This is a genomic window from Mesorhizobium sp. M0771 (assembly GCF_040320155.1).
GTDB lineage: Bacteria > Pseudomonadota > Alphaproteobacteria > Rhizobiales > Rhizobiaceae > Mesorhizobium.
Window position 1 is genome coordinate 189,127 of the sequence record NZ_JAMYPC010000011.1, and the last position, 21,071, is coordinate 210,197.

The 21,071-nt window shown below is 62.3% G+C and carries 21 protein-coding genes and 1 pseudogene; 1 reads left to right on the top strand and 21 read right to left on the bottom strand.

Annotated elements, in window-relative coordinates; genetic code table 11:
* Positions 1-657: 657 nt before the first annotated feature.
* The 10 genes and pseudogenes from rlxS to NKI05_RS18645 all read right to left on the bottom strand — a co-directional run bounded on the left by rlxS (position 658) and on the right by NKI05_RS18645 (position 9,343).
* On the bottom strand, positions 658-2,625 hold the full coding sequence (rlxS, locus tag NKI05_RS18600) for a relaxase/mobilization nuclease RlxS (protein WP_352792848.1): 1,968 nt from the start codon (positions 2,623-2,625) through the stop codon (positions 658-660).
* Between the two features lie 186 nt (positions 2,626-2,811).
* Positions 2,812-3,498: a lytic transglycosylase domain-containing protein gene (locus NKI05_RS18605; RefSeq protein ID WP_023704126.1), complete on the bottom strand. Its 687-nt coding sequence runs from the start codon at positions 3,496-3,498 to the stop codon at positions 2,812-2,814.
* Complete coding sequence (locus NKI05_RS18610; protein WP_352792849.1) at positions 3,486-4,034, bottom strand: S26 family signal peptidase; 549 nt, start codon at positions 4,032-4,034, stop codon at positions 3,486-3,488. The genes NKI05_RS18605 and NKI05_RS18610 overlap by 13 nt, the downstream gene beginning before the upstream one ends.
* Positions 4,031-4,300: a helix-turn-helix transcriptional regulator gene (locus tag NKI05_RS18615; protein WP_023672373.1), complete on the bottom strand. Its 270-nt coding sequence runs from the start codon at positions 4,298-4,300 to the stop codon at positions 4,031-4,033. Before NKI05_RS18615 ends, NKI05_RS18610 begins: the two co-directional genes overlap by 4 nt.
* A gap of 171 nt (positions 4,301-4,471) precedes the next feature.
* On the bottom strand, positions 4,472-4,795 hold the full coding sequence (locus NKI05_RS18620) for a DUF736 domain-containing protein (RefSeq protein ID WP_023672372.1): 324 nt from the start codon (positions 4,793-4,795) through the stop codon (positions 4,472-4,474).
* A gap of 461 nt (positions 4,796-5,256) precedes the next feature.
* Complete coding sequence (locus tag NKI05_RS18625) at positions 5,257-6,012, bottom strand: hypothetical protein (protein ID WP_352792851.1); 756 nt, start codon at positions 6,010-6,012, stop codon at positions 5,257-5,259.
* On the bottom strand, positions 5,901-6,674 hold the full coding sequence (locus NKI05_RS18630) for a hypothetical protein (protein WP_352792852.1): 774 nt from the start codon (positions 6,672-6,674) through the stop codon (positions 5,901-5,903). The genes NKI05_RS18625 and NKI05_RS18630 overlap by 112 nt, the downstream gene beginning before the upstream one ends.
* Positions 6,675-6,939: 265 nt before the next feature.
* A pseudogene (locus NKI05_RS18635) lies at positions 6,940-7,360 on the bottom strand (DUF2958 domain-containing protein).
* A 247-nt stretch (positions 7,361-7,607) separates the two neighbouring features.
* The gene (locus NKI05_RS18640) at positions 7,608-8,570 is read right to left on the bottom strand and encodes an ArdC family protein (protein WP_023697813.1); all 963 of its coding nucleotides are present in this window, start codon (positions 8,568-8,570) and stop codon (positions 7,608-7,610) included.
* Positions 8,571-9,109: 539 nt separating this feature from the next.
* Entirely contained in the window at positions 9,110-9,343 is a 234-nt protein-coding gene (locus tag NKI05_RS18645) for a helix-turn-helix domain-containing protein (protein ID WP_023708050.1), read from the bottom strand.
* Positions 9,344-9,447: 104 nt separating this feature from the next.
* On the opposite strand from NKI05_RS18645, the gene NKI05_RS18650 reads away from it, so the two are divergent.
* On the top strand, positions 9,448-9,729 hold the full coding sequence (locus NKI05_RS18650) for a DNA -binding domain-containing protein (protein ID WP_081731646.1): 282 nt from the start codon (positions 9,448-9,450) through the stop codon (positions 9,727-9,729).
* A gap of 94 nt (positions 9,730-9,823) precedes the next feature.
* Here the strand turns inward: NKI05_RS18650 and NKI05_RS18655 are convergent, their stop codons facing one another.
* The 11 genes from NKI05_RS18655 to ccoO all read right to left on the bottom strand — a co-directional run bounded on the left by NKI05_RS18655 (position 9,824) and on the right by ccoO (position 21,069).
* Positions 9,824-11,734: a putative bifunctional diguanylate cyclase/phosphodiesterase gene (locus NKI05_RS18655; RefSeq protein WP_352792855.1), complete on the bottom strand. Its 1,911-nt coding sequence runs from the start codon at positions 11,732-11,734 to the stop codon at positions 9,824-9,826.
* A 293-nt stretch (positions 11,735-12,027) separates the two neighbouring features.
* Positions 12,028-13,209: a 5-demethoxyubiquinol-8 5-hydroxylase UbiM gene (ubiM, locus tag NKI05_RS18660; RefSeq protein ID WP_352792857.1), complete on the bottom strand. Its 1,182-nt coding sequence runs from the start codon at positions 13,207-13,209 to the stop codon at positions 12,028-12,030.
* Between the two features lie 417 nt (positions 13,210-13,626).
* A complete protein-coding gene (ccoS, locus tag NKI05_RS18665; protein WP_081740647.1) occupies positions 13,627-13,758 on the bottom strand; it encodes a cbb3-type cytochrome oxidase assembly protein CcoS in 132 nt (43 codons plus the stop codon).
* Positions 13,759-13,842: 84 nt separating this feature from the next.
* Positions 13,843-14,610: a CBS domain-containing protein gene (locus NKI05_RS18670; RefSeq protein WP_352792859.1), complete on the bottom strand. Its 768-nt coding sequence runs from the start codon at positions 14,608-14,610 to the stop codon at positions 13,843-13,845.
* 66 nt (positions 14,611-14,676) lie between these two features.
* Positions 14,677-14,847 (bottom strand): cbb3-type cytochrome oxidase assembly protein CcoS, encoded by a 171-nt coding sequence (gene ccoS / locus NKI05_RS18675; protein WP_352792861.1) that lies wholly within the window; start codon positions 14,845-14,847, stop codon positions 14,677-14,679.
* The gene (locus NKI05_RS18680) at positions 14,844-17,132 is read right to left on the bottom strand and encodes a cation-translocating P-type ATPase (protein ID WP_352792863.1); all 2,289 of its coding nucleotides are present in this window, start codon (positions 17,130-17,132) and stop codon (positions 14,844-14,846) included. The genes ccoS (NKI05_RS18675) and NKI05_RS18680 overlap by 4 nt, the downstream gene beginning before the upstream one ends.
* On the bottom strand, positions 17,129-17,626 hold the full coding sequence (locus NKI05_RS18685; protein ID WP_352792865.1) for a FixH family protein: 498 nt from the start codon (positions 17,624-17,626) through the stop codon (positions 17,129-17,131). Before NKI05_RS18685 ends, NKI05_RS18680 begins: the two co-directional genes overlap by 4 nt.
* The gene (gene ccoG, locus NKI05_RS18690; protein WP_352792867.1) at positions 17,623-19,182 is read right to left on the bottom strand and encodes a cytochrome c oxidase accessory protein CcoG; all 1,560 of its coding nucleotides are present in this window, start codon (positions 19,180-19,182) and stop codon (positions 17,623-17,625) included. The genes NKI05_RS18685 and ccoG overlap by 4 nt, the downstream gene beginning before the upstream one ends.
* Positions 19,183-19,310: 128 nt before the next feature.
* Positions 19,311-20,174, bottom strand: coding sequence for a cytochrome-c oxidase, cbb3-type subunit III (gene ccoP / locus NKI05_RS18695; protein WP_352792869.1), 864 nt, complete (start codon positions 20,172-20,174; stop codon positions 19,311-19,313).
* Positions 20,175-20,176: 2 nt separating this feature from the next.
* Complete coding sequence (locus NKI05_RS18700; RefSeq protein WP_023690689.1) at positions 20,177-20,326, bottom strand: CcoQ/FixQ family Cbb3-type cytochrome c oxidase assembly chaperone; 150 nt, start codon at positions 20,324-20,326, stop codon at positions 20,177-20,179.
* Between the two features lie 11 nt (positions 20,327-20,337).
* Positions 20,338-21,069 (bottom strand): cytochrome-c oxidase, cbb3-type subunit II, encoded by a 732-nt coding sequence (ccoO, locus tag NKI05_RS18705; RefSeq protein ID WP_023716338.1) that lies wholly within the window; start codon positions 21,067-21,069, stop codon positions 20,338-20,340.
* Between the last annotated feature and the right edge of the window lie 2 nt (positions 21,070-21,071).

A 21,071-nucleotide genomic window follows, 5' to 3' on the forward strand; every position in this document is an offset into this window, starting at 1 on the left:
ATTGAACGGGTCTCATGCCCAAAGCTGCCTCGGTGCCCAGTAGCGGCACCGCATGACCCACCCGGCGCTGCTCGAAGTAAACCGCGGCCAGCCAACATCCGAAGGTGCGCCAGACCCGATGTCGCGGCGGCCTGATGGCTCCGGCGCCGTGCCGCGGCAGAAAGCTGCCGATCTCGTCTGGCATGGTCGCTGACCGCATCGTCACCCGGGCCATCGCAGCGACTTTTCTCCGTTACAAAGTCCCCGCGGGACGGACTGCCAGTTCACGCCAGGGCCAACAGCACCCGCAGGGGCGACCGCCGCGTCTGCCGGTCCTGCGAGTAGAATAAGATCGGGAAGTGCGGCTTCATCCTCGATGCCAGAGCTCGCTTCGCCGTACCGCGGCCGCCATAGCCCCTTGCGCTATCACGAGTCAGCCCACCTTTCTAGCTGGCAGCCATCGGGAGCCGATCCGCAACCACAGGGCGGCACCTGTCGGCCCTGCCTCCGTGTCAACGCAGAACATGATGCATATTCCCAGCGCTTTTTGACAGAGCGAACTACAAAATGCAGAACACTGACTCTCCGCCAAATGAATGCTGCGAGCAAGCAGCAGGCGGAGGAACTCCGTCTGGACTGAGTACCTGTTTCAACGTGAACAAATAAATTGTAGCCAGTTCACGAAACGCCAGGCCCGCTCCTCTGCCGTCCGATCGTCCAGGAAATCCCCGCGGCGCGCACCACGCCAGACACCTCCTTGCCGATATGATGCTCAAGCACCGGCCGCCAGGGCACCAGCGTGAACTCGCGCGATTTCTCGATGACAGCGTATTTTCCGCCGGCGAGCTCGACGCAGCGGCGCAGCGTACCGTCTATTCGATTGCCATGCTGCGCTTCAGAATACGAGAGCCCGAGTTCGTCCGAGAGCTGACTGGCAACACGGTTCAGCTCTCGTTGGCGCAGCATTGAAAGCATGTTGGCGCGATAGATGACCCGATCCTGCGCATCATGGGCAAGACCTTGCGCGATCAGCCACTGCTGTCGGCGGGCCTGGACCTGACGTACTTCTCGACCGAAGCCAGAGTCGCGCAAGGACTCAGGGTGGGCTGATACCAGCTCCTGGTCGATCCAGGTGGCGCCGTCAAAGCCTACTTGGCTCTCCAGCGGCATTGATGAGAGCTTGTCGACGACAACAGGCTGGGCCCTCGCTCGTTGACGCTCGTAATCCGCGACGCGGTTGAGATGGTCGGGCGCGACTGTCCATGTGCCGTTCGGCTCGCGCTCGACGCCACCGGTCGCACGGCGGATCGCCTCCAGTCGCCGCACGTGCGTTTCGGCAAAGCGTTCGGTGGCCGAGGGGTCATGCTTGAGATGGATATCGATGCTGTAGCGCCCGTCGTTGACCGTGGCGATGCCGGCAATTGTGCGGTCGACTTTTCTTGGCCCGGTGTCCCTCGGCCTGATCCGCACTATGCAGCCTTCTGGTGTCGGTTGGGTGGCCTCGCCTTTGCCGATATCAAAATAGTGGCTTTTGCCGTCCACGCCGTCGACGACGAGGTAATGGCGGTCAGTGATTTCGTCGGCCAGCCCGCGCCCGACGACACGTCCGACCACGGTTTGGGCCGACCCGTCGGATCGATCGTGGATAAGATAGTCGGCGGCACTGCGGACGAGCCCCTTGCCGGTCAGCTCGCGATGGATGGTCTTGACAATGTCGCCGCGCTCGCCGATGCGGCGTAGCGTGGCTTCGAGATCATCCTCCAGGCGCCAGCGACCCGAAGGCATCTCCTCGGCGAGGCCCATCCGCTCGAGCTTGCGCAGGCGGCCCTGGTGCAGCGTCTGGCGAAAGGTGTCTCGGCTGGCTGGTGAGACATGCCCCTCGTCGCGCATGCGCATCAGCTGCCGGTCGATGCTGGTGAAGCGTTCCTGCTCCATCTCCTGGCGCAAGCGCTGCTCGATCTCGCGGTCGGTGCGCGGGCCAAGGTCGAGGCTAACCAGTTCGGCTGCGCGCTCGCGCAGGCCAGAGGAGATGTAGTCCCGCGCGATGACGAGGTTTTCGCCGTGATCGTCCCTGCCGCGCACGATGATGTGGGTGTGAGGATGGCCGGTGTTGAAATGGTCGACGGCCACCCAGTCTAGCCTGGTCCCGAGGTCTTCTTCCATTTGCGCCATGAGGCGCCGGGTGAGCAGCTTCAGGTCATCATACTCGATACCGTCTTCAGGGGCGACGATGAAGCGGAACTGATGACGGTCACCGTTCGCGCGATCGAGAAAGGCCCTGCCGTCCGCGTGGTCTTTGTCGGCAGCGTAGAGCTCGCCACGCTCGCCTTCCCGGGTGACGCCGTCGCGCTGGAGGTAGCGGAGGTGCGCACGAGCTCCGTCGACTCCCTTGCCGGCCAGCTTGACGATGCGTGCCTTGACGACTGCGCGCCGCTGCCGAAACGCCGCGTGGCGGTCGCGTGCTCTAAGAACGGCGGCAGCAGCCCCGCCGCGCCCCACCCGGCTTCCGATGAAGCGGCTGCCGCGTCCGCTCCTGCCGCCTGCTCGGTTGACCGCGGCCTGGACCTGGCCAGCGTAGCGTTTGCCCGCCTTCGAGCCGCGCGAGCCAATTTTGCCGAGCCTCGGCGTGAATTCGTCATCCTGCATGCGGCCTCCGATGAACCAGCAGCAAAATCAGAGGCTTGCGCGCCAGACCCTCCTGGACCCGCAGGCAACCTCCCGGGAAAACGATGTGCAGACAAACACTTCGCCGCCCTAGGAGGCGATGCCTTTATCTTGCCTTCCGCGGACCTGCCTCCCTGCCCCCCGCCCGAACCGCGGTAGCCGCTGCCCTCACCTGCGATCCGGCCGGCCTGACCTTGCTCGCTCCGATCCGAGCGGCACCAGGAGGTGGCCATTCGGGCCGGTCACGGAAACACCGTTTCGGAGGAAAAACAGCGACTGCCCGGAAGGGATTCCCGGCGCGCTTTTGGAACGGGATTTGTCGGTGAGCGCGTCCATATCGGCGGCCGAAATGCCCGCCGCCTTGACCTCTTCCAGATACGAAACCGTCTCGCTGGGCAGTGGCCGCCCACGCTGCAAATGCTGTTCGTAGCGCTCCGGCCCGGCGTTATAGGCTGCAAACAGGCCTGGAAATCCGAAGCGGTCATACATGGCGCGCAGATAGGCAGTGCCTGCCAGAATGTTGTCGCGAGGGTCGTGCGGGGCGGCTCCCAGGCCAAGCTCTGCGCGCAACTCCTCGTAGGTGCCTGGCATCACCTGCATCAGGCCAATGGCACCGGCGCTCGACGTGACCGGCCGTCCATTGAGCCTTGTCTGCCCCCGGCTTTCGGCATCCATGACGGCATAAATCCAAGTCTGTGGAATGCTGAAACGCCGGCTTGCTTCGGCTACGAAGGGCTGCCATCTTGCAAGCTGCGGACTATGGGAGATGACGACCGGCTTCGTGTTGGTCGCCGCGGAACAGGAGCATGGTGCGAGAGACACCATGCCCAGCATCAGGAGGGTCACTCGGTCCATAGCGGCACGAGCCTCCCGATGATATTTTCGGTCGGCACCGGCCCGAAATAGCGGCTGTCGAACGAGCGATTTTTGTCGCTGCCGAGTAGGAAAACCTCGGCAGCGGCGAGCTTTCGGCAGGCATTCCACCAAGGCAGCGGACGGTGCTGCGTGTCGGTTGCAAGCCGGCGCGCGACAATCTCGCCGCCGATGATGATGGCGTCGCCGAAGGCGCAGACATGCTCGCCAGCCAGCGCGGTAAGGTGCTTGACCAGCGGCACGTTGCTGGGCAGATAGAAGCGTTCGGCGGCCAGATAGACGACCGGTTTTGGCGGGCGGACGAGTACGAGATCACCAAGAGCCGGCGATCCGGACGCGACGCGATAGAGGCCGACCGGCGCACTCGCCGAGGCGTTCCAGACCAGCCAGGGCGATGGTTTGCCGAAGGCGGCGAAGCCGATCAGGGCAAGGCCCATCGTGGCCATGGCGATCGTCTTGCGCGCCCGAATGCGCCGCAGATGGCTGCCGATCAGATGGATGGTGGGACGCCGGCTCATGAGCGGCCTCCCTCGCCGGCCGAGCCGGAATCGTGCCCGCCGTCCTCGGGCCCGGTCTCCTGCGCGTGCCCCTTCGACCAATCGTCGAGTTCGTCGATGTGATAGCGGACATAGCGGCCGTGCTTGCGGAATTGCGGGCCGCCGCCTTTGAGGCGCATCTTCTCCAGCGTGCGCTGGGACAGCCCGATATAGAAGGCCGCCTGCGCGGTATTGAGAAACGGACTGCCCTTCTTGGCGCGGGCTGCGCGTTCGTTTTCGTCGTCCATGATGATCCTCGTTTCGCTACGGACAAGCGAAGGCGAGGATCGGCGAGCGAGATCGTTTTGGGGACGGGCGAAGAGTGGGGGGCGAGTTTTCGCCGCCCCCTTCGGCGGCCTCACGGGTCCTGAGAGAGGACCCCGCGCCGGTGGCGGCGCGGGGCTTTCCGGATCGGCCGGTTAGTCGACCGGGTTCCAGATGATGGCGTAAGTGTCGTCGTCATCCTGGCCGGCGGCGCGGCCGAGATTGGCGTAGAGCTTGCGGGGGCCAAACTCGGGGGCGGCAATCGACAGGCTCACATAGTCCTTGCCGGAGGTCTCGCCGGTGCGGATCCAGCCCGCACCCACTTCGACCCCTTGCGTCAGCACCCGGAAGTCGGGATGGGTGTCGGCGCTCTTTGCCTGATTGGGCACGATATCGATGTCGGCGCGGACGCTGAGCGTCTTGAGCTGGCCCTTGTAGCCGCCGTTTTCCTGTTTGGTGACGTATCCGATCGCGGTCATTTCCAGTCTCCTCTTGGTGCTCGCAAGGGACCATTCCCCTGCGATGGCGGACCGTGATGGGCGCGTCCGGACCGCCGGAACCGGGACGGCCGCAGCGATAGCGGAGGACCCGCGCGGGCAGCTTTTTTGAAGCGAAGCGGCGCGAGGAAGCCGCCGCAGGCGGCGGGGAAAAAAGCTGCCGGCGAGGGTTTCGGGCGGGCCTGATCCGCCCATAGGTCGACAAGCCAGCCGCAGGGAATGGTCCCCGAGACACAATGGAGACAGGTGGCGCGATCGGTGACACAAGAAGCCGGCCGCAATGCAGAGCGCCGGCTGCGCGGGCTCTGTCGGCAACCGGATCGGACAATTGGCCCCATGGGCCTTTGGCGCCTCAGCAAGCAACCCGGCGCGGTGCGGGGCTGCCGAAATGGGGCGAACTGGCGTCGGAATTTCTCGCGCGCGGCACTGGCTCGACAAGACGCCTAATCGGCAGCCGGCGTGGCCCGTAGCGGCGCGCGCGACCTGAGCGGCGGTAATCGAGAGAACCGCCGCTCGGGCCCTGATCGACTATTCGCGCACGAACAGCGGCTGCACTTGTGTCCACTGATCGGCGGTGCGGAGCCGCTGCGGCTGGTGTAGCTTTCGGCCGGGAATTTCATCCAACGCGGCAGCCAGGTCTCGACCCAGGGGCGGCCATTCTCGCCCGCCAGGAAGTCGCGGATGATGTTCTTTTGCGTCTTGACCTTCTCGGCGACATTGCCGTCCGCGACCAGCTTGCCGCCGACGTCGGCCAGCATCGAATTGGCGATTTCCTTGTCGCGCAAGAGGTCGAAGAAGGCATCGTCCGGTTGCCACCATATGCCCATGTCGACGTTCAGGTGGTTGCCGAGCGCCTCGACGACGGCGCTGCCGGCTGCAAGCGTCTCGGCCATGACAAGGGTGAGAACGCGCATGACATCGTCGTCGCAGAGCGCCAAGAGGCGCGCGAACACGCCGGCGATAGCAACGGCGTCGCCATTGCCGCCGGCGACCAAGCTATCCTCATCCGGTGATCCGAGCAGGGCCAATACCTCGCGCCGCTTTTTGCCGAATGCGGCTTCAGCCTTGCAGCCGGCAAGGCTGGCAGTCACCGTCTCGTTGGCTGCGCGCTGCGGCTCAGGCCGCACCTGCCACAGGCCCGAACCGGTGATGGCGTGCGCCACCACGAGGCGCAGCGCCACGGCGGGATGGTCGAGCATGGCCGCGCGCACGGCGGCATGGCGATGCAGATCGATATAGTTGTGCATCGGGCCGGTGACTTCGGGGCGCGGCAGCTTGGCGGCTGTTTCTTCTTGCTCGCCGCCCTCGCGGGCGCGGCGGGCTTCCTTGCGTGACAGCCAGCCCTCGTGACACTCGACCTCGCCGCGATGCGAGACAGTGATGACGATCTTGCCGCCCTTCTTCTTCGGGGTCTTCTCGTGGTCCCATGCGTGGAAATACTGGCCCGGTTCCAGCGCACAACCTCGCTCCAGCCCTCGTTGAGATAGGTGTCGCGTTTGGTGGCAATCGCTTCGTTCTGCTTTTGCCAGAACAGGTCGGCATCGGCGAAATAGCTGTCCTCGCCGAACAGGTCCGAGGTGATCAGGCCGGGATACTCCTCGATGGCAAACAGTGCCACCTTGGTGGAAATCGACTGGCCGCCGAACAGCCATTGCTTCAATTGATAGCCACGCGGCGCGTATTGATCGGGATCGGCACAGAGTGCCAGCCAGTCCTTCTGCTGCGCCTTGGAAGACATTGTGAGATGGCGCACCGGCTCGGTGTCGATCTCCTCGCGCCGATAGGCTTCGCGGATTTTGGGCAAGAGGTCGCCAAGCGCCAGAATGCGTTTGACCTTGAGATCAGTGATGCCGAAGGTCACAGCGATGTCGAGAACGGTGCGGCCTTGCCTGACAAGCCGCGAAACGTCTCCCATTGCCATACTTCGTCAGGATCGAGGCGGGCGAGGTTTTCGATCAGGAAGCTTCGAGCGCATCGGCGTCGTCACCGTCCTCCATGATGGCGCAGGGCAAGGGATCGCCTTCACCGCGCTCGTCGGCAAGCGATTTCGCGGCGAAATAGCGCCGCCTGCCGGGTTGTCCCCGCCGCGGAGGCCGAAGGCCGACGCGGCGGGACGGTTTTTGCGCCTATCGGCGCTGCTGTTCCGCCGTGTCGGGCGGAAGCTCGGAATGGGGCTTTGATAGGGCGTCTGCTGCCTGCCGCAGCAGTCGCTCGGCCTCGGTGACGTGGCCGCAAAATGCGGGCGGCTTCGGCATGGACGGAGATCGGAAAGCGCGCCTGGAAATGCAGGTCGCGCTCTATGCCGAGGCCAAGCGGCCCTTTTACGGATGCAAGCTCGGCCAGACTGACGCTGCCAAGTTCGGGGAAGCCGAAGCCGAGATCGCAAAGACCGAACAGCGTGTCGCCATCGGCGTCGAGTTCGCTCAGAAGCGAGGTCGGGGCACCTGTCGGATCAAACAGTTTCACAACGGGAAAATGGTCGATGTCGGCGCCGGCGGCGCCATGGGCGAGCAGTCGTGCGCGCAGTGGATTGGTGATCAGGATCATGGAAAGACTCCTTGTCAGAACGGGTCGCGTTGACTTCTTGCGTCCGGCGGGAGAAAGGTTCACCGGACCTTCCTCTGATCCGCCTCCCCATTAGAGACCGACCTCGAGCAGCTTTGCGCCGCGCGCGGACACATCGGCGCGTCCATCAGGAGGGTTTGCCCGCGTGGTGATCGGCTGGACGCCGGGAATGAGCGTCTGCTCCTTTGCGGCGTCGGCTCGGTCGCGGTCAGTTGAGGATCGCGCATCGTCATGCCGCAATCCCTTCTTGCGCCTCGCCTTCCGCATCGGCCGGAAGGCCAAACAGGAAATCAGCGGCCTTCGAAGCTAGGCTGGCGGCACGGAATATAGCGCGGTTGTCCTCGCGCAGCACCTTCAGCCATGAGCCGATGTAATCGGCGTGACGCACGGTCGGCTCGATGCCGAGATTGCTGCAGACGAAGGCGGCAGTGATTTCGGCGACCAATTCTTCACGCGCGTAGGCCTTGGAGCCGAACGAGCCGGAGAGGTCGCGAGCAAGCCGCGTCGGGTGGCCGGTCCAGTGGCCTAGCTCGTGAAAGCAGGTCCGGTAATAGTCGATCTGCTGATGGAACGCTGGCTGCGGCGGCACCTGAATGTGGTCGCTGCACGGCATGTAGAAAGCGCGATCGCCGCCGACCCTGAAATCCGCACCGCTGGCGAGAATGAGCGTCTCGGCCTGCGGCACGATCTCGCACTGTGGCAGCGGCTCGGCAGGGGCATGGAGGTGTTCCGGAAGATTGTCGCATTGCGCGACATTGAAGACGGTAAAGCGCTTCAGAAAAGGCACGGCCTGTGGTGCATCGCCCTCGTGGCGTGCGCGCTCCTTCTCGTTCTTTGGGACAAAGCGGTCGGCATGCACGATCGTCGTGCCGCGCTCGCCCTTCCTGACATTGCCGCCCAGGGCAAGCGCCTGCCGGAAGGTCAGCCAATTCTGGCTGGGATAGCTGCGCTCGATGACGGCGCCCCACAGGATGAGGATATTGATGCCGGAATAGGTGCGCCCCGTGGACGCATTCCTCGGCAGGCCGAGGCCTGCTTTTGCGCTGCCCCATGGCTTGACCCATGGCACGGTGCCGCGCTCCAGCTCGGCAATGATGCGGTCGGTGATCTCCTGATAGAGGCTTGCGCCTGGGCGCCTGCCCTTGCCTGCGCCAGCCTCTCCGCTGGTGGTACGCTTGCTGTTTGCACGCATGTGTTATCCTCCGCTCGCCAATCGCCGCGCCTTTCCCCGGAAGCGGGGTGGGCGGCGAGTCGCGACCGGAAAGGCCCGCCGTCGTAGGCGGACCGCATCCGAAGGACCGGAACGAAGAGGAGGACCCTGAGCGGCACGCGAAGGGTTGCGGGCTGCCGCGGCGGGTCTAGAAGGGAGTGCCGCCCGCCCCGCGCCACCGGGAAAGGCCAACAGACAAACCGCGCCGCCCGCAAGGGCGGCGGCCGTCACAGCCCGAAGGGCTGCCCACGCCAAGGGGCGAAGCCGAATGGCCGAGACCGCCTGAGCTTGCCGAAGAAAAGCGGGCTCGGTTCACGAGCACCTGGTGCGCGTCGTCAGGCGCGCGGGCGCCCGCCAAGTTTTTTCGCACATGGTCAGGCGCCGCAGTTACGTCGAGAACCAAAAGGCATCGGCGCCGTGCACGCGGCTTCCTCCGAAAACCAGCGCTCGCCTTTCAACAAATTGAGGCGTTGTCCCACTCAATATTCCTGTCCGTGATCATGATAGATGCGGCGCGCCCGCTAGGACCGGAGGCTGGAGAGAATCTCGCACGGATCAGCGTCAAGGGCCGCAGTTATGTCGAGAAACTCGATGACATCGAGACGCCGCTCTGCGCCCTCGTACTTGGCCACGAAGGATTGGGGACGACCAAGCTTGTCAGCCAGCTGCTTCTGGGTCAGGCCTTTGGCCTTGCGCAGCAAAACCAGCCGGGCCAGGAACCGCTGGTGGCGGGGCGATCGAAGGGATTTGGGCATGGAGGCGAACCGGTCGGGTAAAGACCGGATCAGCGACTAATCCCGGTTTCGGATTATCCCATTTTGGGATATACTGCCTGCGCTCACAGGCGAGGTTCGCAGGCATGAATGGACCAATGGGAACAGATGAGACTCGAAGCTCAAGTTTGAGCGATGAAGTCCCCTGGTCGGAGAACCTCACGAGCTACGACAGGGAGCATTTCACGATCTACCTGCGGATCCTGGATGCCTGCGCCGAGAATGCCAGCGAAAAGGAGATGGCCGAGCGCATCCTCGGCATCGACCCGTCCATTGACCCGGTCCGCGCCCGCAAAGCTCTTCGCAGCCATATCGACCGTGCGAACTGGATGGTGACGACCGGCTACAAGGAACTGTTCGCCGGCTGATGCACAGCGCCCAATGCCACGTGTTTCGAGTAGGCAAGTCTCTGTAGCCAAATTCGGCAGCGCACGGCCGCGACAGCGGGCGCTGCGGGAGCGGTCACAACTGGTTCGCGTACTGTTTGACTGCCATTTCCAGTGCTTGCATCAAAGGCACAGCCTTGGAGAAGAGGAAGCCTTGAGCGGTTCGGCAACCAAGCTTGTGCAGGGTTTGCCGATCCGCCTCTGTTTCGACGCCCTCGGCCATGACCTCGATCCCGAGCATGTCACCGAGTTCGATGACCGATTTGACAAGCAGTCGGTCCTCTCGGGACTTGGCCAAGCCGCGAATGAAGCCTTGGTCTATTTTCACCTTGCGTATCCGACGGTCCTTGAGAGATGCCAAGGTAGAAAAGCCGGTGCCGAAGTCGTCGAGCGCGATGGAAATACCGGCATGCGAAAGCCGTCCGAGCTTTTCATCCACTCTGTCCGGATCCACCGGCGATTCTTCGGTAATCTCGATTTCGAACATCGTCGCAGGCAGGCCTCTTGCGGCCAGACCATCCAGAACCATGTCGTCGATATCGCCGGCTTCCAGTTCGCGCGGGGAAACATTCATCGCCACACGAATGTTACGACAGTCAGCTTTCACCAAGCCGTCGATAAAAGCACAACAGTCGGCGAATACGGTTTGCGTCAGCAGCTGAAGCATTCCGGTTTCGCGTGCGGCTGTGATGATTTCGGGTGGAGAGATGGCACCATGTGTCGGATGGGACCATCTCAGCAAGGCTTCAAAACCGACCACGGCCTCGGTGTCGAGTTTCACGATCGGCTGGAACCAAGGTTGCAATCTTCCCGTCTTTATCGCCGAATGAAGGTCCCGTTCGATGGACTGGCGGCGTTGGAGTTCCCGGTCGAGTTCGGCATCGAACAGGCAAAATTCGTTCCTGCCATGGCGCTTGGCCGTATAAAGGGCGATATCGGCCCGCAACAGCATTTCAGTCAGGCTCGACGTCTGCGCCAAGTATATCCCTATCGATGCCCCGACGCGCACGGACGCGACCCCGATATAGGGGCGAGCAATTTTGGCTATGATATTGGAGGCGAGATCACTGGCAGAAAGCGAAGCTCTCGTTGAGGGAAAAACGAGCACGAATTCATCGCCGCCGATACGAGCTAGCGTTGAGCCTGCCGGTGCTTCCTGCTCTATGCGGCGGGCGATCATGACAAGCAGTTCATCACCGGTCCTGTGACCGTAGGTGTCGTTGACAGATTTAAAGCCGTCCAGATCAATCAGCATTGCCACGAAGGGGCCATCCGCGGTCTTGAACCGACCGATGGCGTGTTCAAGGCCCCGCCTGTTGAGAAGGGCGGTCAAATGGTCCTCCCTGGAGTTGCGCTCCATTTCCGACGCAAGTCGCTCTGCCTCATGTCTCAGGCGGCTTGCTTCGCGGAAGCGCGCCTGCCCAACAAACGAAGCTCGGACCAAGCCGCCCATGAAGAGCAGAACGGTGAAAGCCAGAATGTAGCGTTCAAAATTGCCTTTCGCCAAAAGGCACGCCACCGTGATGAGGAGTGGAGGTGTGATGAAGCTGGTCGCCGCCGCGGCATACGAACTGCCATATGTAACCGCACCAGCTGAAATGCCCGCCAGTATGACCAGATGCATCGGTGCTTGAGGTGTTGTGTATCCAACAGTCAGCACGGCCGGGAAGGACCAGGCAAACCCTGCCAGAAGGGCAAGGACGCCAAACATGCGAAGGCGCGGCAAAACGCCAAGCAAATCCTGATGGCGCCCCGTTTCCTTTAGCTGAAAACGGGCGAGTGCAAGCCGGGCGGCATTTAGCGCATTGACGACCAGGAACCAGCTTGCAGCGGCGAAGCCGCCGCCAGAAAGGGCCTGCACCCCGCAAATCAGGCCTGACAGGATCGCGCTTATCGGCATCGACACGAAGAGCCCGGCCCTCAGGTCAGCAAGCTGATCCTGACGGATTTTGGCCTCCAGCGATTCTTCTTTCTTTAGGGGTGCCATGAATGGACCAGCTTGCTTCCGTCATTGTTCGCGAGGACCAAACCTATGCAAGCCCACTGAAGGACGGGTTAACTACCCAGCGAGGGTAACCAGTGCGCTCACCATGCTTCGGGTCACACCTTTGGCTTAGCATTGCCGAATCATCAAGGTTTCGCCCGCGCGCGTGCCTTGATCCGAATCATGCCATGATCGGCAACGTCACCAGGAAGCAGCCTTGCCCGCGGCGCTGCGAGCCAGCAAGACAAAGAAGCCGCGCCGAGACAGCGCTCCAGAGCGGTAGCGCTCTGTGCGATTCACCGCCTGAGCATGGCCGAAATGCCATGGCGGACAAAGGGAAGATGTTGGGCAAAGCGGAGCCCAGCATGTCTTGCAAGCCGTGCCGCCGGGTGCTCGCTTGAGTAAAGACCGACAAGCATGTTGGTGGCATGATAGAGCGGCGCCGCCGACAGCCGCAGCCGGCTTTCGTATCTGCCGAGCATGTCGGGATCGGCAATGTCGCGGCGGGCGCGACATGCTGTCAGTATTTTATGAGCGAGTTGCTTCTGGCCGCTGAGGCCGATGTTGAAGCCATGCGCGGTCACCGGGTGCATGCCGATGGCAGCGTCTCCTATCAGTGCCGCACTCGGTGCCGAGAACTTGTGCGCCCAGGTCGTGACCAGCGGATAGGCATGGCGGGTGCTTGCCAGGGTCATCTGCCCGAGGCGTCCTCGACACCGGTTCATCAATTCGATGAGGAACAATTCGTCATCGAGAACAGACAGTCTATCGGCCTCGATTGAGCGCAAAGTCAGAAGCAGCGACGACACGCCTTCCATGAGCGGCAACATCGCTATGGTCTGATGGTGGTCGAACCATTCGACCGCGATCTGGTGATGGAAGCGCTCGTGCCTCACTCGGCAAATCAGCATGGAGTGGCCAAGCGGATGGATGTTGGCGCCAATGCCGAGCAGGTCGCGCATTGCGGACAAACGCGAATCCGCTGCTACGAGCAGCCGAGCGGCCAATTGCCTGCCATCAGAAAGCGTTATGACCGCCTCGTCGTCGCTATTTGTTGCATTCACGACCGAGTTGCCGCACAGCAGCCGGGCATGATCCTGGAAGTAGACAATTTTGAACAGGGCATCGCGAATCCGACAATTTGGGACCAGAAATCCGAGTGGTTCCCCAGATCCGCTGCGAGTATCGAAGCACAGGGCGAAAGGGCTCGATCCGTTGAGCACGCGCGCGCCATGAAGCGGTGATTTCTCAGATGCGGGGATGGCGTCCCAGGCGCCGAGCTCGCGAAGGATTCTCACCGATGCGTGGGTCAGCGCGATCTCGCGACCGTCGAAAGCCGGATTCGCCAGGCTGTCGAGCGACTGCCGTTCAACCACTGCCACCTTGAGTCGGCTCAGGGCGAGCGATGCTGCGAAGGCAAGTCCGACCGGCCCAGCTCCGACGACAATGATGTCGAATGTGTCGACAGAGCCGGCCATCAGCGTGCCGCCATAGCGGCTATCTGCGATACGAAGCGCTCTTGAAGCATCGCAATCACCCACGGTTTGCCGCTCATCTCCCCATCGTCGATAGACATGCGTTCTCCGTTGGAAGCCTGGTCAATGAAACCACGCCGACGAAGAGATAACGCTGATCTGGATCAACCAGGCTCGATAACCCGGCAACGGCGGGTTCACGGTCGAGTGGTCGATTGCCGTGAAAACGTTTGCATGTCTAGGCATTCTGAATGGTCGGCTTCCCAATCGCGTGCCCCTCCTGGCCAAAGGTTCGGCAACGTATTGCCGGCTGATCCGTTCTTCGCACGCGCGCCGATATCATCATGACGAGGCAATCCAGCAAAGACTCGGTCGACTGACGACCAGCATCCGCCCAGTCGTTGGGGGCCGCCAACCGGTTCAGCCTCGCGGCTCTTCCCGATCGATAAGGATCCGCTGGGCGGAGCCGTCGAGATCTTCGTATTGGCCGCTCTTCAGATCCACAGGAAGCGCCGGTCCAAGCCCCACCAAAACAGGCAGCGGCCATCGCATTCCGTCAGGACGGGCGTCTTGCTGCCGACAGCGTGCTCTCCGCCCATGACGGGCGCTAGACGCCGAAGGAACTCGCCGACGGCCTCATGTCCAAGTGATGTGGGAAGGGAGCAGAACCAAAGGGACTCTGCTCCGCGTCCCCGCTTTTTTCGCAGCTATGAAACCGTCAACGAACGGATCCGTTCTGAGGAGGAGGCCGTCCTTGACTTGCCCGACGCCGGCAACCTTCTCAGCCGCAACGATCGCGGCTTTCCGTTGACGCTCGTCGACAATCGCCCCCGTCAGTTCGACGAGGCCGTCGCTGACCCTAACATCAATCAAGTCACCACCGCTCCACGATTGTCCGTGCAGTTCGGCAAGTACGGCCTTGCGGATCAGGTCGTCATCGGGTGGCCTGGTGCCCTGTTTCGGCATGGCGCGGATCAGGACAAGCAGCAAATCAGTTCGCGTGATGATGCCGACGACCCTTTCCCGATCGACAATCGGAACATTGTTGATGCGATGTTGCATCATCAGGTCGACAATATCTGCAATCGAGGCGCCAGGAGGCGCCGAGATGACGGGTGTGGTCATCACCTGATGGATGATCCGTCCGTTCGAGCGCGCATAGTCTTCGGCGACTGTGCCCGGGCCAAGATCAAACTCCAGCCAGCGCGGACGCACACGCTGGGTCCCAAGTTCTTCTCGGCGCAAGAAGTCGCTTTTGCTTACAATGCCAATCAGGGTGCCGTCGCTGTCTGCTACCGGCAGGCAGCTGACCTTGTTTGAAAGCATGAGCTCGACCGCTTCGGCGATCGTCGCGTTCGCATCCGTCGTGATGACTGGCTTTGTCATTATGGATTCGGCTTGCATCCTCACCCTCCTGATCTTTCGTCGGACGACGATAGGACATCCCGACCCGCGGCGCGTTGATCTGAGTCACTTGGAACGAGTGGCATTCTCCGCGCCGTCGTCGCTGTCGATGAGAATGCGCTCCGCCGCGCCATCGAGATCGTCGTATTGGCCGCTTCTCAACGCCCACAGGAAGCCGGACAGGCCGAGTGCGCCAAGGAACAGCGCCACCGGAATGAGATAGGCGAGCGTCGTCATGAGGATCGGGCCAAGGCGCCGGCCCGCGCGGGCCTGTCCTGCCGCGCAGTTTCGGACGACGCACCCGTTGCGAAGCCTTGCAGACGCATCGCATTTCCAATCACAAGCAATGACGAGGCAGACATCGCGACCGCCGCGATGAGAGGCGTAACATGACCCAGAATGGCGACCGGCACGGCCACAGCATTGTAAACGATAGCAATTGTTATGTTCTGTCGGATCAGGCTTCCCGCCTTGCCCGACACGTCCAGCGCCAGCGGGATCGCCAAGAGGCTTTCGCGCAGAAAAACGAAGTCGGCTGCATTGCGGCCAATGTCGGCGGCGGTGGCGGGTGCGATCGAGACATGCGCAGCGCTCAGCGCCGGCGTGTCGTTGAGCCCGTCGCCAACCATCAGAACCTTGTGCCCGTCTCTCGCCAGGCTCTCGATGCGTTCAACCTTGCCGGACGGCAGCAGGCAGGGAACGAAGTCGTCGACACCAAGCACGTCCGCAACCTCGGCGCAGCCTTTCGCGGTATCGCCCGACAGCATTTCCACGCACATACCAGCGTTGCGCAGTTGATCGATCGCTGCCCTGGTGTCGAGGCGCAGCGCATCCTCGAAAACGAAGGATGCGACAATCATGCCGTTTTTCGTCAGGACTGTTCCGCCGTAGCCATGTTTGCCTTCGCCGCCGGTTCGAGCCTTCCAGCCAGCCCATCCGCGTCTACCCAGCCGCCAGATGCTACCGGCGGCTGTGGCTTCGATCCCGAAACCCGGGTGCTCGGTCACCGCGCCGAATTTGTGCTGGCTGCTGCTGACGGAAAAGCTGGCAATGGCCTTTGAATATGGATGACGCGAATGCGCGGCCAAGTCGGCAGCGATTGCCAGCATGGCGGGATCAATCGAAGCTGCGTTGACGAGCCGTGGCTTCCCAAGCGTGAGCGTCCCGGTCTTGTCGAACACGGCTGTATCGATCGTCGCCAGGCGCTCCATGGCCGAGCCGTCCTTGACCATGATGCCATTTTCGAACAGGCGCCGCGCGGCCACCACCTGAACGATTGGAACGGCGAGGCCAAGCGCGCACGGGCATGTGATGATGAGAACAGCGATTGCGATCGTCATCGCCCGGTGCCAGTCGCCAGTCACCGCCATCCAGCCCAGGAAGGTTGCCAAGGCGGTGAGATGAACCACGGGCGCGTAGAGTGCCGACACGCGGTCGGCGATACGGCGATACCGGGCGCGACCACCTTCGGCGGCCTCCATCAACCGAACCATTTCCGCCAGGAACGAATCCTTGGCGGCCGCTGTCACCTCAATCGTCAGCGGACCGGTGAGGTTGAGGACGCCGGCCTGCACGGTGTCTTCCGGCGCCACGCTACTGGGCGTGCTCTCGCCGGAGACCAGGGAGCAGTCGACGTCCGATGTCCCGCGCACAATTTTGCCATCGACAGGGATTCTTTCGCCGGCGGCGATCAACAACAGCATGCCCGGTTCGATCTCGGCCACCGGCAGATAGTCCCGAGCGCCATCGCCGCGCAGCACCATGGCGCCGCGCGCGGCCAATTGTGACAGGCTCTTCACAGCGGTGTGGGCGCGTTCCCGCATCACGTGATCGAGCGTGCGACCGATCAGGAGGAAGAACAGCAGCGATACCGACGCGTCGAAATAGGCGTGGTCGCCGTGGGTGATCGTCTCATAGAGGCTCATGGCGTAGGCCAGCGACACGCCGACGGCGATCGGCACGTCCATGTTCATGCGGCCGTGGCGCAGCGCATTCCACGCCGACTTGAAGAAGATGCCGCCGGCGAAGGCCAGCGCAGGAATGGCGATCAGGGCCGAGACCCAGTGGAACAGGTCGCGGGTGGCGCCCTCGGCGCCGGACCAGACCGACACCGAGAGCAGCATGATGTTGCCCGCAGCAAAGCCGGCAACAGCGACGGCGCGGATAAGCTCCGAAAGCATCTTGTCCTTTGCATCAATCACGGTTTCGAACAAATGCGCCTGATAGCCGAGCCGGCCGAGCACAGCGACCAATGGTGGAGCCTCGTCGCCGCGCCAGCGGACTGAGACCCGCTTGGTTGACAGGTTCACGCGAGCTGCCTCGACGTGACCGAGTTTTCCCAAGGCCGTCTCGATCGTCTGGATGCAGGCGCCGCAATGAACGGTCGGCACCGAAAGGTCGGTCTGATGAAAGTCGTCGCCAAGCGATCGGCTGGCCAGCCTGACCTCCTGGCTGGACGGCAGAACTGAAGTGGCGCTGACAAGATCCAGCGCGACTTCCGCGCCCGGTGCACAGCAGCTCATTTTAGCGCTCCATTGGAAATCATGACCCTGCGCACGTCGCGATAAGGTCTTGCCAGGCCGGCATCGGCGTCGATTTCGACAATCCACACTCCATCCCTTGGCACGTGTTGTGCTGCAAACTCCTGGCCAGAGACCAGGGCGAGCGTGACGGACTCATCCTCTTTCTCGGAAGCCGGATGGTGAAACAGCACCTTCACGCCATGCAGGGAAACCGGTTTGCCCGCGGCGTCGATGATGCCATAGCGGACTTCGTCCCATGCGATGGTCAACTGGCCGGTCCAGCCAAGCGCTGCCTGCGCACGGCCTTCCTCGGCCTTCTTGTTGAACTGCTGGCTGGCCACATAGGTGTTTTCGACGACAAGGCCGGTCCAGCTTGTGTTGGCAAGCGTCGCCATCGTCAGATTGACCGCGATGACCACACCGAAAAACGCAAGGATGATGGCCAACATGTGCCTGCCGGTGAATTCGCCGGGTTTTCGGGTGGTGGCGTTCATCTGGCGGTCTCCGGTGCGTTGAAGGTGGCGGTGTATTCGTTCGACTCGAAACTCGCTTTGTCCTCGACATGGAGTGTGAAGGTCTGCGCTTCGCCGTGGATCTGATCGGCAGGCACGCGCACGAAAATTTTCAGCATCTTCAGCCGGTCCGGCTCAACCTGGACCGCGAAGGAGCGGGCGGCCGGCAAGTCGACGCCAACGATGCTCATTTCTGCGCCCGCCAAGCCTCCAACGGTGACGACGATCGTTCTTGGCTCGGGGATCATATTCAAAAGCTTGACGGTGTAGCCATTGCGGATCGAGCCGTCCGAGAGCGTCACGAATTGCGGGTTGCGGTCGTGTAGGACATTGATTTCGAGCCGGTCGCGCGTCAGCAGCGAAAAGAGCAGGCCCAGCCCGATCAGCGACCACATCGCCATGTAGACATAGGTGCGTGGCCGAAAGATCTTGCGGACCTGGAAATGCGCCACCCTGTCCGAAAACAGGCCGTCATCCGTCCTGACCAGTGATGGATTGACCGAGCTGGCGCCGCCGGCGGTGGCCAGGATCATGTTGGCGTTGTAGTCGGAGAGCGTCGAGTAGGAGATCAGTCCTCGCGCTTTGCCGAGCTTGTCCATGACGCCGTCACAGGCATCGATGCAGAGCGCGCAGGTGATGCATTCGAGTTGCTGACCGTCGCGTATGTCGATCCCCATCGGACAGACGGCGACACAGGCATTGCAGTCGACGCAATCGCCGACGGGATGCCCTGCGGCAAGAACCTTCTTGGCGTGACGGGTGCGCGGTTCGCCGCGCCAGTCATTGTAGGTGACGGTGAGCGAGCTCTCGTCGAGCATGGCTGCCTGGATGCGCGGCCAAGCGCACATATAGGTGCAGACCTGTTCGCGCATCAGCCCGCCAAACGTGTAGGTCGTCGCCGTCAGAACCGCGACGGTGATGTAAGCGACAGGCGCTGCCGTGCCGGTGAAGAGTTCGCCGAGCAGCGTCGGCGCATCGGCGAAATAGAAGATCCATGCGCCACCAGTCGCTGCGGCTATGACCAGCCAGATGACGTGTTTCGATGCCCGCAGCACAAGCTTACGAGTGGTCCAGGGACCGGCATCGAGCTTGATGCGTGCGTTGCGGTCGCCCTCGATCGCGCGCTCGAGGACCAGGAACAGATCGACCCATACGGTCTGTGGGCATGTGTAGCCACACCAGGCACGGCCAACAGTCGATGTGATCAGGAAAAGACCGACGCCGGCCATGACCAGAAGGCCGGCGACATAGTAGAATTCCTGGGGCCATATCTCGATGAAGAAGAAATAGAAGCGCCGGTTGGCGACATCAAGCAGCACCGCCTGGTCGGGGGCAAACGGACCGCGGTCCCAGCGCAGCCACGGCGTCAGATAGTAGATGCCGAGCGTGATCGCCATCACGATCCATTTGAATCGGCGAAAGCTGCCCGAGGCCCGCTTCGGGAAGATCTTCCTGCGCGCGGCATACATTGGCTGGCGCACCTTGGCGGAGTTGACCGTCGTGGGTTCGATCCGTTCTATTTGCGTGTTATCGAGCACGAGAAGCTCCAGTCACCAGCGACGATTTCGCCGGAAGCCGACTCATCGGTTCTGGATGATGCCGAGGCCCGGCTTGCGCCGGGCCTCGTCGCTTGGCGGGAGGGGGAGGACGAGAATAGGCTGCTTTCCTATTCTCCGCCGCCAAGCGAATGGATGTAGACCGCCAGTTCCTTGACCTTGATCTCGCCGAGGCGCGCGCCCCAAGCCGGCATCACGCCCTGTTTCGGTGCGGTTACCTGGGCGGCGATGGCGGCTTCGCCCGATCCGTAGAGCCAGATGGCGTCGGTCAGATCAGGAGCGCCGAGTTCCTTGTTGCCCTTTGCATTGTCGCCATGACAGGCCACGCAGTTTTCGGCAAAGACCTTGGCGCCGGGCGCCACCAACACCTGATCGCTGACGGTTTGGGACAGGCTGGCAATATAGGCGCTGACCTGTTTGATCTGATCGGCAGTGATGATGTCGCCAAAGGCCGGCATTTCGGACAGGCGCGTATCCGGATCGGAGGCGAAGCGAATGCCATGTGTAACCGTCTGCTGGATCTGGTCCGCCTTGCCGCCCCACAGCCAGTCGTCGTCGTTGAGGTTGGGGAAGCCCTTGGAGCCCTGGGCGCCGGAGCCATGGCACTGGACGCAATTGAGCTTGAACGCGGCACCGCCGGCGGCGACGGCGAATTCGCGCAGCGTGTCGTCCGCCGCGATCTCCGAAACACTTTTCGCTTCTATCGCGGCGACATATTTGCCCTTGGCTGCTTCAGCCTTGGACAACTCGTTCCCGACATCGTTGCGGCTGGAGTAGCCGAGCACCCCCTTGGTTGCCGTGTGCAGCAGAGGCCATGCCGGATAGGCGATGGTGTAGCCGATCGCCCAGACTATGGTGATGTAGAACGTCCAGATCCACCAGCGCGGAAGCGGGTTGTTGAGCTCCCGGATGCCGTCCCACTCATGACCGGTGGTTGAGATGCCGGAAACCTCGTCGATGTGATCGCTGCTCATGATCAGTCCTCCTTCAGAGGAATTTGAGCTGCTTCGCCGGCTTGCCTGCGGCTTCCGGGACGAACTGCAAAGGCAACGGATCCGATGAAGAAAAGAGCCATGGCAAGTAGGCCCCAGCTGTCTGCAAACTCCCGCATGAAATTGTACGTCATGGCCATTGTCCTCAGCGGTAGCCGGCGGTCTCATCGTAGTTCTTGAAATCGACCAGCGTGCCCAGCATCTGGAGATAAGAAACCAGCGCGTCCATTTCGGTGACTTGCTGCGGGTTGCCGTCGAAGTCGCCGATCTTGGCCTTGGGGTAGCGGGCCTCGAGGCCGGATGTGTCGGCGTTGGGATCAGCCTGCGCCATCAAATCGGCATTGGCGTTGGCGATCATGTCGTCGGAGTAAGGGACGCCGACGCGCCTGTTGGCGACCAGATGCGTCGAGAAGTCCTTCACCGCGATCGGCTTGTCCTTCAGGAAGGCATAGCTCGGCATGATCGATTCCGGCACCACGGACCGTGGATCTGTCAGGTGATCCACGTGCCACAGGTTGGAATACCGGTCGCCAACGCGGGCGAGATCCGGTCCGGTGCGCTTCGATCCCCACTGGAAGGGGTGGTCGTATATCGACTCAGCCGCCAGGCTGTAGTGGCCGTAGCGCTCGACCTCGTCACGGAACGGCCTGATCATCTGGCTGTGGCAGAGGTAGCAGCCCTCGCGGACATAGATGTTTCGCCCGGCAAGTTCGAGCGGCGAGTAGGGGCGCATGCCTTCCACCTTCTCGATCGTATTATCGAGATAGAAGAGCGGCGCGATCTCGACGATGCCGCCGATTGTCACGACCAGCAGCGACCCGAGGAGGAGAAGTGTAGCGTTCTTCTCGATGACCGCGTGTCTGTTCATCAACCTCATTT

Bases quoted from the DNA above. Each gene is read 5' to 3' on its own strand.
- NKI05_RS18650 (WP_081731646.1), top strand. From the start codon at position 9,448: ATGAATGGACCAATGGGAACAGATGAGACTCGAAGCTCAAGTTTGAGC.
- NKI05_RS18640 (WP_023697813.1), bottom strand. From the start codon at position 8,570: ATGCGTGCAAACAGCAAGCGTACCACCAGCGGAGAGGCTGGCGCAGGC.
- NKI05_RS18615 (WP_023672373.1), bottom strand. From the start codon at position 4,300: ATGGACGACGAAAACGAACGCGCAGCCCGCGCCAAGAAGGGCAGTCCG.
- NKI05_RS18670 (WP_352792859.1), bottom strand. From the start codon at position 14,610: ATGCAAGCCGAATCCATAATGACAAAGCCAGTCATCACGACGGATGCG.
- NKI05_RS18625 (WP_352792851.1), bottom strand. From the start codon at position 6,012: ATGCTCGACCATCCCGCCGTGGCGCTGCGCCTCGTGGTGGCGCACGCC.
- NKI05_RS18610 (WP_352792849.1), bottom strand. From the start codon at position 4,034: ATGAGCCGGCGTCCCACCATCCATCTGATCGGCAGCCATCTGCGGCGC.
- ccoO (WP_023716338.1), bottom strand. From the start codon at position 21,069: ATGAGGTTGATGAACAGACACGCGGTCATCGAGAAGAACGCTACACTT.
- ubiM (WP_352792857.1), bottom strand. From the start codon at position 13,209: ATGGCCGGCTCTGTCGACACATTCGACATCATTGTCGTCGGAGCTGGG.
- NKI05_RS18700 (WP_023690689.1), bottom strand. From the start codon at position 20,326: ATGACGTACAATTTCATGCGGGAGTTTGCAGACAGCTGGGGCCTACTT.
- NKI05_RS18605 (WP_023704126.1), bottom strand. From the start codon at position 3,498: ATGGACCGAGTGACCCTCCTGATGCTGGGCATGGTGTCTCTCGCACCA.
- ccoS (WP_081740647.1), bottom strand. From the start codon at position 13,758: ATGCGATGGCCGCTGCCTGTTTTGGTGGGGCTTGGACCGGCGCTTCCT.
- ccoS (WP_352792861.1), bottom strand. From the start codon at position 14,847: ATGACGACGCTCGCCTATCTCATTCCGGTGGCGCTGTTCCTTGGCGCA.
- ccoP (WP_352792869.1), bottom strand. From the start codon at position 20,174: ATGAGCAGCGATCACATCGACGAGGTTTCCGGCATCTCAACCACCGGT.
- NKI05_RS18620 (WP_023672372.1), bottom strand. From the start codon at position 4,795: ATGACCGCGATCGGATACGTCACCAAACAGGAAAACGGCGGCTACAAG.
- NKI05_RS18680 (WP_352792863.1), bottom strand. From the start codon at position 17,132: ATGAGCTGCTGTGCACCGGGCGCGGAAGTCGCGCTGGATCTTGTCAGC.
- NKI05_RS18685 (WP_352792865.1), bottom strand. From the start codon at position 17,626: ATGAACGCCACCACCCGAAAACCCGGCGAATTCACCGGCAGGCACATG.
- rlxS (WP_352792848.1), bottom strand. From the start codon at position 2,625: ATGCAGGATGACGAATTCACGCCGAGGCTCGGCAAAATTGGCTCGCGC.
- NKI05_RS18645 (WP_023708050.1), bottom strand. From the start codon at position 9,343: ATGCCCAAATCCCTTCGATCGCCCCGCCACCAGCGGTTCCTGGCCCGG.
- NKI05_RS18655 (WP_352792855.1), bottom strand. From the start codon at position 11,734: ATGGCACCCCTAAAGAAAGAAGAATCGCTGGAGGCCAAAATCCGTCAG.